This is a genomic window from Spirosoma endbachense, from assembly GCF_010233585.1.
GTDB lineage: Bacteria > Bacteroidota > Bacteroidia > Cytophagales > Spirosomataceae > Spirosoma > Spirosoma endbachense.
Genome location: NZ_CP045997.1, coordinates 1,871,138 through 1,886,706 on the forward strand (window position 1 = coordinate 1,871,138; position 15,569 = coordinate 1,886,706).

At 47.2% G+C, this 15,569-nt stretch carries 12 protein-coding genes; 6 read left to right on the plus strand and 6 right to left on the minus strand.

The genetic code is table 11. From position 1 onward, the window contains the following. Positions 1-167 precede the first annotated feature (167 nt). The 6 genes from GJR95_RS07380 to GJR95_RS07405 form a co-directional block, all read right to left on the minus strand. Positions 168-1,601 carry a TolC family protein gene (locus GJR95_RS07380; protein ID WP_162385263.1) on the minus strand — a complete coding sequence of 478 codons (1,434 nt, stop codon included), beginning with the start codon at positions 1,599-1,601 and terminating at the stop codon, positions 168-170. 3 nt (positions 1,602-1,604) lie between these two features. Beyond that, the gene (locus GJR95_RS07385) at positions 1,605-4,799 is read right to left on the minus strand and encodes an efflux RND transporter permease subunit (RefSeq protein WP_162385264.1); all 3,195 of its coding nucleotides are present in this window, start codon (positions 4,797-4,799) and stop codon (positions 1,605-1,607) included. A gap of 25 nt (positions 4,800-4,824) precedes the next feature. After that, positions 4,825-5,907 carry an efflux RND transporter periplasmic adaptor subunit gene (locus GJR95_RS07390; RefSeq protein ID WP_162385265.1) on the minus strand — a complete coding sequence of 361 codons (1,083 nt, stop codon included), beginning with the start codon at positions 5,905-5,907 and terminating at the stop codon, positions 4,825-4,827. A gap of 86 nt (positions 5,908-5,993) precedes the next feature. Continuing rightward, positions 5,994-6,296, minus strand: coding sequence for a hypothetical protein (locus tag GJR95_RS07395; RefSeq protein ID WP_162385266.1), 303 nt, complete (start codon positions 6,294-6,296; stop codon positions 5,994-5,996). Between the two features lie 303 nt (positions 6,297-6,599). Then, positions 6,600-7,955, minus strand: a complete 1,356-nt coding sequence (locus GJR95_RS07400; protein ID WP_162385267.1) for a HAMP domain-containing sensor histidine kinase — start codon at positions 7,953-7,955, stop codon at positions 6,600-6,602. 140 nt (positions 7,956-8,095) lie between these two features. Further along, complete coding sequence (locus GJR95_RS07405; protein ID WP_162385268.1) at positions 8,096-8,767, minus strand: response regulator; 672 nt, start codon at positions 8,765-8,767, stop codon at positions 8,096-8,098. A gap of 520 nt (positions 8,768-9,287) precedes the next feature. Here GJR95_RS07405 and GJR95_RS07410 point away from each other — a divergent pair. From GJR95_RS07410 to GJR95_RS07435, 6 genes are read left to right on the plus strand one after another with little or no spacing between them, the layout of a single operon-like run. Then, positions 9,288-10,667, plus strand: a complete 1,380-nt coding sequence (locus tag GJR95_RS07410) for a glycoside hydrolase family 88 protein (protein WP_162385269.1) — start codon at positions 9,288-9,290, stop codon at positions 10,665-10,667. Next, positions 10,664-11,497: a sugar phosphate isomerase/epimerase family protein gene (locus GJR95_RS07415; protein WP_162385270.1), complete on the plus strand. Its 834-nt coding sequence runs from the start codon at positions 10,664-10,666 to the stop codon at positions 11,495-11,497. The genes GJR95_RS07410 and GJR95_RS07415 overlap by 4 nt, the downstream gene beginning before the upstream one ends. A 55-nt stretch (positions 11,498-11,552) precedes the next feature. Then, positions 11,553-12,698: a Gfo/Idh/MocA family protein gene (locus tag GJR95_RS07420; protein ID WP_162385271.1), complete on the plus strand. Its 1,146-nt coding sequence runs from the start codon at positions 11,553-11,555 to the stop codon at positions 12,696-12,698. Then, entirely contained in the window at positions 12,695-13,480 is a 786-nt protein-coding gene (locus tag GJR95_RS07425) for a 3-ketoacyl-ACP reductase (RefSeq protein ID WP_162385272.1), read from the plus strand. Before GJR95_RS07420 ends, GJR95_RS07425 begins: the two co-directional genes overlap by 4 nt. Positions 13,481-13,538: 58 nt before the next feature. Further along, the gene (locus GJR95_RS07430) at positions 13,539-14,138 is read left to right on the plus strand and encodes a HEPN domain-containing protein (RefSeq protein ID WP_162385273.1); all 600 of its coding nucleotides are present in this window, start codon (positions 13,539-13,541) and stop codon (positions 14,136-14,138) included. A gap of 56 nt (positions 14,139-14,194) precedes the next feature. Beyond that, positions 14,195-15,499 (plus strand): Gfo/Idh/MocA family protein, encoded by a 1,305-nt coding sequence (locus tag GJR95_RS07435; RefSeq protein ID WP_162385274.1) that lies wholly within the window; start codon positions 14,195-14,197, stop codon positions 15,497-15,499. Positions 15,500-15,569: the final 70 nt, after the last annotated feature.

Here is a 15,569-nt window from a genome sequence, read left to right on the forward strand (position 1 = left end):
ACAAGCTACGATTTTAAGCCGTTTTTGTTCAATTATTTTGACCGTTGATCAGGTTTTCCAGAAGAGATTCAGAAAAAAGTAGTAGGCCTTTAACTAAGACCCGTGCCACGGGTCGAAATCGTGGCACGGGTCTTAGTTAAAGGCCTACATTAATTAGTATCAGGAATTTATTTCCATCCACCACCAAGCGCCCGGTACGTATTGACCAGCGCATTCATTTGTTGCATTCTGGTTTCAATAAGCTCCATTCGTGCTTCCAGCACATCGCGTTGAGTTAGCAGCACTTCCATATAATCGGCTCTGGCTGAAGTAAATAACTTGATCGATATACCAGTCGACTGGGTAAGTGCCTCCACCTGGTTATTCTTCATGTTGTACTTTTTCTCCAGGTTATCAATATTCGACAACTGATTGACAACTTCGATGTAGGCATTCAGAATTGTTCGCTCGTAATTATAAACGGTCTGAATTTGCTTGGCATTGGCACTTTGATACGTAGCCGTAATGGCATTCTTATTGATCCAGGGACCGGCTAAATCACCAACCAGCGAAGCGATCAATGATTGAGGAAGATTTCCCAGATAGATCGGATTAAAGGCCATGACGCCCACTGATGCTGAAATGTTTAACGAAGGATAAAAATTTGCTTTAGCCACCGTTACGTCCAGCTTGGCTGCCGCCAGTTGCAATTCAGCCTGTCGGATATCAGGGCGATTGGCTAACAACTGGGGTGGGATACCTGCCGAAATTTTGGCAGGAATTAAAGTGCCAAAATTCTGGGAATTCCGTTGAACATGTTGCGGAAATCTACCCACCAGAAAGTTAATCCGGTTTTCTGCTATGACAATCTTTTGCTGAATTTCGTACTGAAGGCTTTGGGTTTTAAATACCTCAGCTTCAAACCTGCGCACGGCCAGTTCGGTTACTTTGGCCGCTTCTTTCTCCTGCTTTATGATACTCAAAGCATTGGTAAGAACCGTAATGTTTCTCTGTACGATCTCCAGCTCATTGTCGAGTGCCATAAGCTCGTAATACGAATTGGCAATTTCAGAGACCAGATTCGTAACCTGGAAATTCTTCCCTTCAATAGAAGCCAGGTAATTCATTACGGCCACTTTTTTGGCGTTACGCAGCTTATGCCAGATATCCACTTCCCAACTGGCAAAGGCACCTATATACGAATTCGGTAAAACCTCCGGCGTTTCTTTACCCGGTTTTATTTCTGAATAGGCATCGGCCGCTCCCTGACTCGTATAGCGCGACACCTTGTCGACACCGCTACCGCCACCCACCGTAACGAAGGGTAGGTAAGCCCCTTTTCTGGCTAATATTTCGTTATTAGCCATCTGGATTTCCTGTAGCGTAATATTTAGTTCCTGATTGTTATACAAAGCTGTATCAATCAGGGCTGCCAGATTGGGGTCGGTAAAATACTCTTTCCAGGTACTCTTTGCCGAATTGGTCGAGTCCTGCGAGTTGTTATAACTCGCAGGTACCAGTTTATTCTCTGTTTTTCCAACCAGGCGCGGAACACTACAGGCGGCATTGAGTAGGGCAATGAAAGCTATCCCTAAGCAAGCCAATAGTCTTTTATTGCTCATCGATTAAACTTCTTCTGTTTGTGGGAAAATGTCAACTGAATGAACCAGATTTTCGGTTAAAGAATCATCTTCTTCATCTTTAATCATCTTTCTGCCATCAGCCAAACTGCCAAATATGTAGTACAATCCAGGAATGATTATGACCCCGAAAATGGTGCCGAATAACATACCACCCATGGCTGAAGCACCAATGGTACGGTTACCAATAGCGCCGGCACCGGTTGCACTTATCAGCGGTATCAGTCCGGCAACAAAGGCAAATGAGGTCATTAAGATCGGGCGGAAACGGACCCTGGCCCCTTCAATGGCTGCGTTCAGAATTGTTTCTCCCTGATGGCGTTTCTGAACGGCAAACTCCACGATCAGTACGGCATTTTTACCCAACAGACCAACCAGCATAATGAGTCCGATCTGGGCATAGATGTTGTTTTCCAGCCCCATTAACTTGAGCAGCAAAAACGAACCAAATATCCCAACCGGCAGCGAGAACACTACAGCCAACGGAATGATAAAGCTTTCGTACTGGGCTGCCAACACAAAGTAAACGAAGGCCAATACAATCAGGAACACATACAGAGACTCATTTCCCCGGATCGATTCGTCGTAGGAAAGGCCTTCAAAAGCGATATCGTATCCTCTTGGCAGGGTCTTTTTGGCAACTTCCCGTATGGCCTGTATGGCATCTGCTGTTGTATATCCTTTCGCCGGAAGGCCCTGAATGGCGGCAGAATTGTACAAATTGAAGCGGGTAATTTCATTCGGTCCCTGACCTTTTTTAAGCCGCATGAATGCTGAGTAGGGCACCATATCACCCGCATCGTTTTTGACAAAAAGCTTTAAAAGATCGGATGGAAGCCTTCTGTACTTAGGATCAGACTGCACATACACTTTGAAGAACTGGTTAAACTTGGTAAACCCTTGTTCGTAGGTACTGCCAATCATGATATTAAGGTTATCCATCGCTTTTCCGATAGACACGCCTTTCTGCATGGCCAGATTATTGTCGATCTCCAGTTCGTATTGCGGATAATTCGCGGCAAAAAAGGTAAACAAGCCAGTCAGCTCTTTACGCTTGCCCAAATTCGCCATGAATTCTTTGTTGATCTTATCAAACTCACGGTAGTCGGTATCGGTCGTTTTATCCAATAAGCGCATGGAAAAACCGCCTGACGTACCAAATCCAGGAATAGCCGGTGGTTCGAAGAATTCAACCACAGCGCCAAGATTTCTCGTCTTACCTTCCAGTTCTTCCATGATTTCCTTCACGTTTTTGTCTCGATCTCCCCAAGGTTTCAGGTTGATCAGACACGTACCGGCATTGGAACCCCGGCCTTCGGTCATAATCTCGTAACCGGCCAGCGACGATACCGATTCTATACCCGGAACTTCTTCACAAATTTTCTGAAGGTTTCGGGAAACCTGGTTGGTTTTTTCCAGGGTAGAACCCGGTGGCGTCTGGATAATCGCATAAATCGTACTCTGGTCCTCGTTCGGAATAAATCCGGCTGGCAGAACGGTATTCTCATAGAATATTCCTGCGCAGAAACCCAATAATATGATGAACGTAACGACTCGTCGGCTAACGATTAATTTTAACAAGCCAACGTATCGTCCGGTAAGTTTGTCAAACACCCGGTTGAAACTATCGATCCCTTTGGTCAGGAAGTTTTTCTTCCGTTCGGGATGGCCATGGTGATTTTTCAACAACATGGCACATAACACGGGCGTAAGTGTCAGGGCGATCAGGGCCGAAATCACAATGGAACTGGCCATAGTGATCGAGAATTGACGATAGAACGTACCGACCGGACCCGACATGAAGGAGATAGGCAGGAATACCGATACCATTACCAGGGTAATGGCGATAATAGCTCCGCTAATCTCACCAAGCACTTTTCTAACCGCACCAAAGGGTGATAGATTCGGCTCTTCTTCCATCTTGGCATGGACGGCCTCAACGACCACAATGGCATCATCCACCACAATACCAATGGCCAGTACCAGGGCAAAGAGGGTAATTAAATTGATGGAAAGCCCAAAAGCCTGAATGACGAAAAACGCCCCGATCAAGGATACCGGAACCGCGAGGATCGGTATCAGGGTTGAACGCCAATCGCCCAGGAATATGAAAACAACTAAGGCAACCAGTAAAAATGCATCCCGCAACGTATCAATTACCTGCTCGATTGAGGCATCCAGGAAGTTGGACACGTCATAGCTGATTTTGTAATCCACTCCCGGAGGGAAGGATTCTTTCATTACTTCGAGCTTCTTTTTTACTTCTTCAATAACGTCACTGGCATTACTACCATAGTTTTGCCGCAATACAATGGCTGCCGACGCATGGCCATCCAGGTTCGAATAGATGTCAAAGAATTCACTTCCCAATTCAACGCGGGCTATATCCCGTAAGTGTATGCTTTCACCGGCTGAATTGGCCCGGATAATGATACCCTCATACTCTTCCGGCTTGTTATACCGTCCTTTGTAGGTGAGTACATATTCCAGCGACTGGGCAGCTATACCGGAGCTTTGACCGATCCGGCCTGGCCGACCGATAATACTCTGCTCCCCTACGGCCTTCATGACTTCTTCGGTGGAGATATTATAGGCCCGCATGCGCTCAGGGTTTAACCATAGGCGCATCGCATACCGCCGGCTACCCAATATTTGTGCCCTGGCGATCCCTTTAGTCCGCTGGATTTCGGGGATCATTTTAACGGTGGCGTAGTTGAACAAGAATTTTTCGTCAATACTCTTTTCCTTGGAATAGAGATTGACGTACATCAACATACTGGGTTGCACAGGCGAAATAATAACCCCTTCACGCTGAACCAGTTCGGGCAGGAGTGGCATAACCTGATCCACCCTCGTTTTCACCCGTATAACGGCCACGTTGGGGTCTGTCCCCGGTTCAAAAATAATCCGGAGGGTAGCTTCACCGGCGCTGGTTGCATCGGTCGCAATATACCGCATATCCTGAACGCCATTGATTGCCTGTTCCAATGTAATCAGCGTTGATTTTACCAATACATCGGCACTGGAGCCGGGATAAGCAATGAATATATTTACGGTTGTGGGAGCAATATCAGGGAATTGAGAAATAGGCAATTTCTGGATAGCCAGTATGCCGATAAAGACTATCATGATCGAGATCACGATAGCGAATACAGGTCTGCGAATGAATTTACTGAACATAACGTCTGGTTTTTAGAATGTCTGATTACTCGGCATACAAGCTTAGATTAGAGATAACAGACTCTGGTTTCACGAATGTGTATTGTATCTTTTCGTTTTCTTTTACCTGACGTAAGCCCTCCAGAAGGATCTTATCATCTTTATTCAGACCGCTTCGAACGACAAAAATGTGCGGCATTTCGGCGGCTATGGTGATTTCCCTCGATCGAATTTTGTTGTCTTTATCGACTATATACACGTACTTCTTTTCCAGGACTTCGAAGGTGGCTTTCTGCGGGATGATCAGGGCGTTTTTCATCGGCAAAGTCATTTGTATATTACCGGTTTCGCCATGCCGTAACAGCCCTTTAGGATTGGGGAATGTAGCGCGGAACGCAATGTTACCCGTTTCGTTGTTGAAGTCAGCCTCAATGGTTTGAACCACACCAGGATGATCATATACCCGTTGATTGGCCATCAGCAGGTTGACACTACTCAGATTCTCCTCTTGCGCGTGCGTTTTATAGTTCAGGTACTCGGCTTCCGGCACATTGAAATACACCCACATTTTGCTATTGTCGGAGAGTGTGGTCAACAAATCGCCCTCATTAACAAGGCTGCCCAACCGTACCTGGAAGTGGTCCATAATACCATCGAAAGGCGCTCTGACCTCCGTAAATCCAAGGTGGATCTGCGCTACGGATACTTCAGCTTTTGCCTTATCCAGCTTAGCTTTAGCCAGGGCCAATTCATTTTTCGACACGATATTACTATCCGCCAGCAGCTTTGTGTTTTTGTATTCGACGTCGACAAAATTGGCTTCGGCCTGGGCCTTCAATAGTTCAGCCTGGTATTGTATAGGCAGAATTTGAAACATGAGCTGCCCTTTTCTGACATACTGCCCTTCGTCCACAAAAATTTTCTGCAGATACCCTTTTTCCAGTGCCCTTAATTCGATGTGCTGGATAGAGTGAATTTGAGAGACGTAGTCATTGGTGATTGTTGTGTCTCTTTTTAATGGACTCGTAACCTGATACTTAATTTCCTCTTCCTTTTCTTCTTCTTTATGTCCACAACTTGCCAAGCCCAACAAGGCGCACAAGCTCGTGAGTATGAGCATTCTATTCATGATAATTTTATTGTTTTGCACGGGACTAGTTTGACAATTATTAGTAGGCATTGGCCACGTTGATTTGCTGCTGGTTATTTCATTTTCTAGTTCTTCATTAGCCCATTCGAGTTCCGCTCAACTTTGACTGTCTGACCTGGAGTGGCGTTGGGTCGCTGCTCCAATTGAAGAATCAGGCTGTCTTTCTGTTGGTTAGCTCGTTTGCAGTCTGAAAGCTGCTGTTGCCAAACCACGAGATCCACCGGGTGGACTGCGTTGCCTAATTCGTATTCGTAAATGCTTCGCAGACGGGTTTGCTCGTACAGAAGAAATCCATTGAACACGAGTGAAAAAGCCAGGGCCAGTCCAAAGCAGTAGAGCAAAATCGAGGGAAAATGCCGGCGTTGCATTGCTTGTGTCTGTGTTGCTTTGTCACAAATCAAGCACCAAGACATTAAAACGGTATGAGAAGGAAATTAAAAGATATTGGAAAAGTTTAAATCTCCGTTTCGATCTAGTGAGGATTACCTACTTAATTCTATACTAAAAATACCTATTATGGGGATTCAATGGCTCTCGTACTAACAGGGCTATTCCTGAAGAGGTCGGCTATTCTTCAAATAATACTATTTAATAGTCTAGGGTGTCAACTTTGGGTTCATTATAGTCAAATACGGTCTAAACAGCCGGACATTAAAATTAGATTGAAAAATTTATGCCTGGCTGGGCAAAGAAATGGTTACAGAGGTTCCTTTATTGACGTTGGAAGTGATTTGAATGATACCCTGGTGCAAGTCTATGACTTTCTGCGTTACGGCCAGACCAATGCCATAGCCTGGCACGTCTTCTACATTTTTCCCCCGGTATAGCGGATCAAGTATGTGGGCAGCATCCGCTTCAGTAATACCTCGCCCCTGGTCGGCTACCGTTACTGTTATTTGTTCTTTTTTAGCGATTAATTCTACCGAAACTGCTTCGGTAGAATATTTGCAGGCATTATCGAGTACGTTTAAAAAAGCGGTAGTCAGCAGCGTTGCGTTCCCTTTCACCGTGAATGATTCGTCCTCACTGGTCATAAATCGAAGCGGCAGGTTCCGACCCGGATACTTGGCTTGTACTTGCCCAATGGCCGTGAGCAGGCAATCATCTACCTGAACAGAAGTCAGGGCAACGGTTCCATCGGTGACTTTAGCTAAACCAAGCAAACCATTGGTCAGGGTAATCACTTTTTTCAGTTCTTCTACGGATACCTCCATGCTTTCGCACCAGTCGGCTGGATTTTGGTCGTATCGCAGCGAAGTTTCCAGCGTGCCCAGAATGTTGGTGAGCGGTGTGCGCAGTTCGTGAGAAGCATGGGAAACAAAACTACGCTGGGAGACAAACGCATCCTCCAGCCGAAAAAGCATCTGATTGAAAGTCATGGCTAACTGGGCGATTTCATCCCGACGATTCCCTTCATTAACCCGTTTGTGCAGATCCATGGCGGTTATCTGCTCCACCTCATCCACAATATCGGCAATAGGCTTCAGCACCCCCCCCGAAAAATACCAGCCGGCAAGTACAATCAACGCAAAACCCAGCAAATTAGCCAGCAGCAGGATTTGTTGTAACGTACCCAGTTTGGCAAATCCGATCCGGTCATAGCCGGAGGCAAAAATGTAAAACAGTTGCCCTCGGTCCTTGTATCGTACTACGATCGACTCAAGATGCCCGCTTTTGAATTCAAACATTGATTCGGTGGCAAGCAATGGTATTTTTTCTTTATAATAGTCAGATTCTTTTAGAGTTCGGTTTGTAAATACCAGGTTGTGCTGGTGATCGTAAATGCTGATTTGCTCTTCAACGATGGTGAGCAAATCGGTCCGCACCATGTTTTTAAAAAAGTCATCATGCAGATGCCGCCGGGAAATTAGTACCCGTCCGGCAACGCGGGCTTTTGACTCCAACCTACTATAAAATTCCTCCTGTCGGTACAGTGAATAGAAATACCACACCAGTAGCGACAGCGTGACCTGTATGGCCGTAGCCAGCAATGTGAAAATGATCGTCAGTCGATTCCGAATGAGCATGAATGTATTGGCTAGACCTATAAGGTTTTGAAAACCTTATAGGTCTCATCGTATAGGTCTTATCGTCCCTTGAATGTGTTATCTAGACCTATAAGGTTTTGAAAACCTTATAGGTCTAAACATATAGGTCTTATCGTCACTTACTCCTCCCTAAGCACATACCCCATTCCAACAATGGTATGTAATAGCTTCGGCGAAAAGCCTTTGTCGATCTTTTTGCGTATGTAACTGATATACACATCAATAACATTACTATTGTTGTCAAAATTCAGGCTCCATACCCGCTCGCTGATGTCTACCCGCGAAATGATTCTTCCTTTGTTGAGCATCATATACTCAATTAAAGAGTATTCGCGGGTAGTCAGGTCAATGCGCTTGCCAGCGCGTGTCACGGCTTTGGTATCGAGGTTCAATTCCAGATCAGCCAGCCGGAGTACTTGCTTTAGTTTGGAACCGTTCCGGCGCGATAATGCTCTAAGGCGCAAAATCAATTCATGAAACTCAAACGGCTTGGCCAGGTAATCGTCAGCCCCGGCGTTAAAACCATTCGACTTATCGGCCAGGCTATCCAGTGCGGTTAGCATCAGTACGGGTACAGTCTCGTTTTCCGACCGTATCAACCGGCACAGATCAAAGCCGTTGATGTGTGGCAAATTGACATCCAGTATAATAATATCATATTCATCCCTGCGAAACAATGCCAGGCCAGTACGTCCATCATAGGCGAGCTCGACTTCGTAACCTTCGGCCGATATACCCTTGCGAATAAAAGAGGCCAACCGTTCTTCGTCTTCAACTACCAGGATTTTCATGAAAAGATATTGGTTGATTTGTACTCTTATTTCAAGGCTTCCCTGACCAGGGCTGGATACACCACCACCTTTTAACCCCCGATGTGCTTGCCTCTGACCTTACCCGAATTCGTTTAACAAAGGTCTTTCTCAAAATCGTCTCTGAACGCCACTTCGTTCCTATCCAGCCAGCGAAACAAAGATAGTCAAGATGTTTCAACAGATATCCCAGAGGTAATCACTGGCAAGCCCTTCTCATAGATACGAAGACCCAATACCCGATCTCACCAGCGAGTTACACGAACACCCTAACTAACGCTTGATGCTCGCTTCCTGTTCACTAGCTTACAACCGGCGGGTATTAGCTCAACAGCCGGGCCGGGAGTTAAGTATCGTTTCCAAATGCATAGAAAAAGCCCTGATTCATCCTGGCGAAGCGTACTAATTTACGATCGGATATAGTAGTAGCATAGGAGACCGCACTTTAGAAAAAATAACAGACATATCCGCCTGAATCAAACCCGCGGCTTTTCTCCACAGTATGCAGATTAACAATTCCTTACAACCCGTTGACCTCTCAACCAAGCTTACCCAGTTCTGGGAGCTCTCTGGCCAGAAAATTCGTCTCATCGAACAGCGCTACGACGTTTCAAAAGGCTCCCCGGTTTTCACTGTACAGGGCCAGTATACCACTCGTGGCTGGACCGAATGGACACAGGGTTTTCAGTTTGGCTCGGCTATTATACAATATGACGCAACCAATGACATTGAGTTTCTGGAAATAGGTCGCCAGAAAACACTCGATCTGATGGCTCCCCACATCAGTCACATCGGTGTTCATGACCACGGTTTCAACAATGTCAGCACCTACGGAAATCTACTCCGATTGATGCGTGAAGGTCGCATTCCGCAAAATGACTGGGAGCAAAATTTTTACGAATTAGCACTGAAAATCTCCGGAGCGGTTCAGGCAAGTCGCTGGACAACTATAAAAAATGGTGGCTTTATCAGTTCCTTCAACGGGCCGCACTCACTGTTTGTCGATACCATCCGCTCGTGCCGGGCTCTGACGCTAAGTCATGCGTTAGGACATGTTTTTCAGGGCGAAGGTGACGTTAAAATTAATCTGCTGGAGCGAGCTCTCCAGCATATAAAAGCTACCGCCGACTATTCGGTATTCTACGGCGAAGGGCGTGATTCGTATGATTTATGGGGACGAACTGCACACGAAAGCGTTTTTAATGTAAAAGATGGCAACTTCCGGTGCCCTAATTCGCAGCAGGGTTACTCGGGTTTCACCACCTGGACACGCGGCCTGGCCTGGGCAATGTGCGGCTTTGCCGAAGAATTGGAATGGCTGGCCACCCGTGACGATGCCGAACTGGAACCTTTCGGCGGCAGGGCCAGTATTGATGCGTTTATGCTCAAAGCTGCTACGGCAACCTGCGATTTTTTTATCGAGCATACACCCATAGATGGAATTCCTTACTGGGATACAGGAGCCCCAAACCTCCATCGACTGGGAGACTACCTTAACCGACCGGCAGATCCGTATAATGATGTGGAGCCGGTCGATAGTTCGGCAGCGGCCATTGGTGCACAGGGATTGTTACGGCTGGGAAAATACCTCCTGTCGACTGGATCTACTGAGGCCGGGCAACGCTATTGGCAAGCCGGACTAACCGTACTCGATACGCTGTTTTCCGAACCCTATCTGAGCACAAATCCAACGCATCAGGGGTTGATTTTACATTCGATTTATCACCAGCCCAACGGTTGGGATTATGTACCAGCGGGCAGTAAGATCGCAAATGGGGAATCAAGTATGTGGGGTGATTATCACGCCCGCGAAGCGGCCCTTTATCTCCAGCGAATCATCCGGAACGAGCCTTATTATACCTTTTTCAACTGCCTGCCATGAATGCAAAACCCTTAAGCGATTTGTCGCAGCTCTGCGTCCATACTATCACGACCAAACCCTGGCCAATTGACGTGGCAGCCAAAAACTTTTCGGAAGCAGGCATCGGCGGCATTACGGTATGGCGCAATGCACTGACAGGACGAGACATTAAGCAAACGGGTCAGTTACTTCGCGACCTCAACCTCACGGTCGTTTCGCTGTGTCGGGGTGGTTTTTTCCCTCATTCTGAAGCCGTTGGTCGACAGGTAGCGATCGACGACAACAAACGAGCCATCGAAGAGGCTTATGCGCTGGGCGCACCCTTGATCGTGCTCGTATGCGGAGCCGTTCCAGATCAGCCACTGACCGAATCCCGAAAACAGATTCAGGATGGGATAATGGCTATTCTCCCCGATGCCGAGGCAGCCGGAGTCAAACTGGCGATCGAGCCTTTACACCCGATGTACGCTGATAATCGCTCGGCAATCAACACCTTAAGTCAGGCTAACGATATGGCTGAGGCCATTAATTCACCCTGGGTAGGCGTTGCGGTAGATGTCTATCATCTTTGGTGGGACCCAATGCTCGAAAGTGAAATTGCCCGATGCGGTAAAAATGAGAACCTTTACGCTTTTCATATCTGCGACTGGAAAACACCAACGACCGACTTCCTGAATGATCGGGGACTAATGGGCGAAGGGTGTATTAATGTCCGGCAAATTCGCGGCTGGGTTGAGGCTGCGGGCTTCAACGGTTTCAATGAAGTCGAAATCTTTTCAAACCGCTACTGGTCCGAGGATCAGTCGGTTTTTCTTGACAAAATAAAGCAGGGTTATCTGCATCATTCATAAGGAGCGCCGGTAAATCGTTCGCTCATTCACTCTTTCCCACTTGCACTCGTTCAGTATGAAGGAACACAAAATTGGTATTATCATGAACGGCGTGACGGGCCGAATGGGTACAAATCAGCACCTGATGCGGTCAATCGTCGAAATTATTAAACAAGGTGGCGTAAAACTTGGTCCCGGCGAAACCATCATACCTGACCCCATTCTCGTTGGCCGCGACCGGAATAAATTAGAAAAATTGTGTCAGCTTTCGGGCATTCAGCGAATGACGACGGATGTCGACGAAGCTCTGGCCGATCCCAATAACAGCATTTATTTCGATGCCCAAACTACCGGCCGACGTGCCGAGGGCGTTCGGAAGGCCGTAAAAGCAGGCAAACACATCTACTGCGAAAAACCGACCGCAGTCAGTGCCGAGGTTGCCCTGGAACTGTATACGTTGTGTCAGGAAGCTGGCTTAAAAAACGGTGTCGTACAGGATAAGTTGTGGTTACCCGGTTTGCTAAAACTCAAACGCCTGATCCAGAATGATTTTTTTGGCAAAATCCTGTCCGTTCAGGGTGAGTTTGGCTATTGGGTATTCGAGGGCCATAGCATCCCGGCTCAGCGTCCGTCCTGGAACTATCGCAAAGAGGATGACGGTGGTATCATCGTGGATATGCTGTGCCACTGGCGTTATGTACTCGACAATATTTTTGGAAAGGTGAAATCCGTTTCGTGCCTCGGTGCTACGCATATTCCCCAACGCATCGACGAGCAGGGGCGCCCGTATAGCTGCACAGCCGACGATGCAGCATATGCCACTTTTGAACTCGAAAACGGTGTTATTGCTCATTTCAATTCATCCTGGACGGTTCGTGTCCGGCGCGACGATCTGCTCACGCTGCAAGTTGATGGTACTAAAGGATCGGCAGTAGCCGGATTACGTGAATGCTATACGCAGCACTACGGCAACACGCCTAAGCCGGTCTGGAATCCTGATATACCTCAAACCATTCCGTTTTTCGATGGCTGGTCAAAAGTACCCGAACAGGAAATTTACGACAATGCTTTCAAGGCCCAATGGGAATTGTTCCTGAAACATGTTGTCAATGATGAGCCGTTTCCGTGGGATTTACGGGAGGGAGCCAAAGGCGTTCAGCTCGCCGAAAAAGGGCTGGAAAGTTGGGCTAAGCGGTGTTGGGTTGATATTCCGGAGTTATGATAAACGCGGAGAAACGCCCCGTAGCCTTCATAACGGGTGGAAGCCGGGGTATCGGCTACGGCATTGCGGAACATCTGGCAAAGGCGGGTTTCGATCTGGCCATCAATGGAGTTCGGCCCGAAGAAGCCGTTCGCGATGCGCTGGATGCCTTACGAAACCGGGGGAGCGATGTCTTGTATTGTCAGGGGGATATTGCTTCTTCGGAGACACGACAAGCCATGATGCAATCGATCCAATCGCATTTCGGGCAGCTTAACGTACTGGTCAATAATGCGGGCGTAGCTCCAAAAGAACGGCGCGATATTCTCGAAGCAACCGAAGAAAGTTTTCAGTATGTACTGTCAACGAACTTACAGGGTGCTTATTTCCTGACGCAGGCAGCGGCCAATTGGATGATAGCGCAACGCGCTGAACAGGCTGATTTTTGGGCCTGTATCATTAACGTGTCCTCGATTTCGGCGACGGTTGCGTCGGTCAATCGGGGAGAATATTGTGTGGCGAAAGCTGGGTTAAGTATGGCAACGCAACTGTTTGCCGTCCGGCTTGGGGAGTTTGACATTCCAGTTTATGAAGTTCGACCGGGCGTCATCAAAACGGACATGACTGCGGGCGTTACCGCTAAATACGACGCCCTGATCGAATCGGGCCTATGCGTCCAGAAACGCTGGGGCTTTGCCGACGACGTGGGCCGAGCTGTTGCCTCATTGGCCAGGGGCGATTTTCCGTATTCGACGGGTCAGGTCATCATGGTTGATGGAGGACTAACTTTACCGAGGCTTTAACCTATTGATTTCCAGGACATTATACTTGTATTATCTGCAAACCTTATTTATTAAGTCCATGACAGATGTCAAAATAGCGCCCTGGGAAAAATTCAGCAAAAAGCTGACACAAATCAAACACATCCAATTTGTTACTGAGGATTTGGAAGCGGTTTCGGTGCATAAATCCCTCCTAAAGCAGACGTACTTATTAGAAAGTTATATCATATACCTGGTTGCTCTGTGGGAGGCTTTTATTGAGGATTGTTTCAGTGATGCGATCACTTTATTACCAGAAGGTAGTGTAACTGCTAAGGCGAAGGATGCAATTAAAAACTTCAATTCACCTAACACGGATGGTATCAAGCGATTAGCTTCTGCCTGTTTTATTGGTTTAGAAACTATTCCTGCTCGCTGGGGATGGCCTGGATTTACAAACCAGCAGGTGCTGTCTTTTCTCGATAAAATCCTAAAAATAAGGCATGCAATTGCCCATTTGGGCTTGTCGGAAACTCGCTTAAGCAAAGAGCTTAATTTTCGGTACATGATGCTTATCTGCAACATCGCTGTTCAAACTCAAAACGTATTGATTGAATTTATGATCGAAAAAGGGTTGCAGGTTTACCCAACTTTTACTCTGCCTTATCCTGAATTGAGGCCAACCGATTTAAAGCTGTAGTGCTTACCAGAAATTCTATAGAACTCAAATAATACTTCCTAAACCAATTGAAACACATGAACACCAATCAAGTTTCCCGACGAGATGTCCTTAAAGCAGGGGCCGTCAGTTCACTCGCGGCTATCGGCATGCCCACTTTTATTCCAGCCAGTGCTTTTGGGGCCAACGACCGTATACGTGTTGCCGTTATTGGCATCAATGGGCGCGGTAAAGATCACATTCAGGGTCTTCAGAAACAGAAAGATGTCGAAGTAGCTACCCTCTGTGATGTCGACAGCACAGTGCTACAAAACGGGGCTGCTGAATTCGAGAAAAAGTACAATAAAAAAGTACAGACAATGGGCGACTTACGGCAGGTCTACGATGATAAAAACATCGACGCCGTAACCATCGCCATGCCCAATCACTGGCACGCACTGGCTGCCATCTGGGCGTGTCAGGCAGGCAAGGACGTATACGTTGAAAAACCCGGTGCCCATAATCTGTACGAAGGCCGTAAACTGGTCGAAGCGGCTCATCGTTACAATCGTATCGTTCAGCATGGCGTACAGCTGAGGAGCTCGGTCGCGATTCAGGAAGCGATCAAACACCTGCGCGATGGACTGATTGGCAAGGTTTACATGGCGCGGGGACTTGTTTATAAATGGCGTCCAGACATTGGCGATAAAGGCACGTCGCCCGTTCCTTCCGAGCTAAACTGGAATCTCTGGCAGGGTCCGGCTCAGGCACGGGATTTCAGCAAAAACTACGTTCATTACAACTGGCACTGGTTCTGGGATTACGGCAACGGCGACATTGGCAACCAGGGAATCCACGAAACGGACCTCTGCATGTGGGGATTAGATGTAGGCCTACCTGAAGAAATCACGTCGGCAGGTGGTAAGTTTCTCTGGAAAGATTGCAAAGAAACCCCCGAAACGCTTACCTCGGTTTACAAATATCCCTCATCAGGAAAAGTGATTCAGTTTGAGGTTCGCCCCTGGATGACCAACAAAGAAGATGGCGTTGAAATTGGCAACATATTTTATGGTGACAAGGGCTATATGGTCATCAACGGCTATTCGGACTATAAAACGTTTTTGGGTAAAGAGAGAACTCCAGGCCCAGCCCGTAACGAAGGGGGCGATCACTACGCCAACTTCATTGAAGCTGTTCGGTCGCGGGATAAATCGAAACAGAACGGCCCTGTTGAAACAGCCCATCTGTCGTCTGGCATTGCGCACCTGGGGAATATCGCCTACCGTTTGGGCCGAACCCTGCATTTCGATCCAAAAAATGAAGTGTTCGTAAATGATAAGGAAGCCAATCAGATGCTGACCCGAAAATACCGTGCTCCATTTGTAGTCCCCGAAAAGGTTTAACCAATTGACAGTCAATAGATTTTCAGATGTTCGCAGACGTATTCGATTAGTACTGCGAACATCTGCCTTT

Excerpts from the sequence above, each read along its gene's own strand:
- GJR95_RS07380 (WP_162385263.1), bottom strand. The coding sequence starts at position 1,601 with ATGAGCAATAAAAGACTATTGGCTTGCTTAGGGATAGCTTTCATTGCC.
- GJR95_RS07385 (WP_162385264.1), bottom strand. The coding sequence starts at position 4,799 with ATGTTCAGTAAATTCATTCGCAGACCTGTATTCGCTATCGTGATCTCG.
- GJR95_RS07390 (WP_162385265.1), bottom strand. The coding sequence starts at position 5,907 with ATGAATAGAATGCTCATACTCACGAGCTTGTGCGCCTTGTTGGGCTTG.
- GJR95_RS07395 (WP_162385266.1), bottom strand. The coding sequence starts at position 6,296 with ATGCAACGCCGGCATTTTCCCTCGATTTTGCTCTACTGCTTTGGACTG.
- GJR95_RS07400 (WP_162385267.1), bottom strand. The coding sequence starts at position 7,955 with ATGCTCATTCGGAATCGACTGACGATCATTTTCACATTGCTGGCTACG.
- GJR95_RS07405 (WP_162385268.1), bottom strand. The coding sequence starts at position 8,767 with ATGAAAATCCTGGTAGTTGAAGACGAAGAACGGTTGGCCTCTTTTATT.
- GJR95_RS07410 (WP_162385269.1), top strand. The coding sequence starts at position 9,288 with ATGCAGATTAACAATTCCTTACAACCCGTTGACCTCTCAACCAAGCTT.
- GJR95_RS07415 (WP_162385270.1), top strand. The coding sequence starts at position 10,664 with ATGAATGCAAAACCCTTAAGCGATTTGTCGCAGCTCTGCGTCCATACT.
- GJR95_RS07420 (WP_162385271.1), top strand. The coding sequence starts at position 11,553 with ATGAAGGAACACAAAATTGGTATTATCATGAACGGCGTGACGGGCCGA.
- GJR95_RS07425 (WP_162385272.1), top strand. The coding sequence starts at position 12,695 with ATGATAAACGCGGAGAAACGCCCCGTAGCCTTCATAACGGGTGGAAGC.
- GJR95_RS07430 (WP_162385273.1), top strand. The coding sequence starts at position 13,539 with ATGACAGATGTCAAAATAGCGCCCTGGGAAAAATTCAGCAAAAAGCTG.
- GJR95_RS07435 (WP_162385274.1), top strand. The coding sequence starts at position 14,195 with ATGAACACCAATCAAGTTTCCCGACGAGATGTCCTTAAAGCAGGGGCC.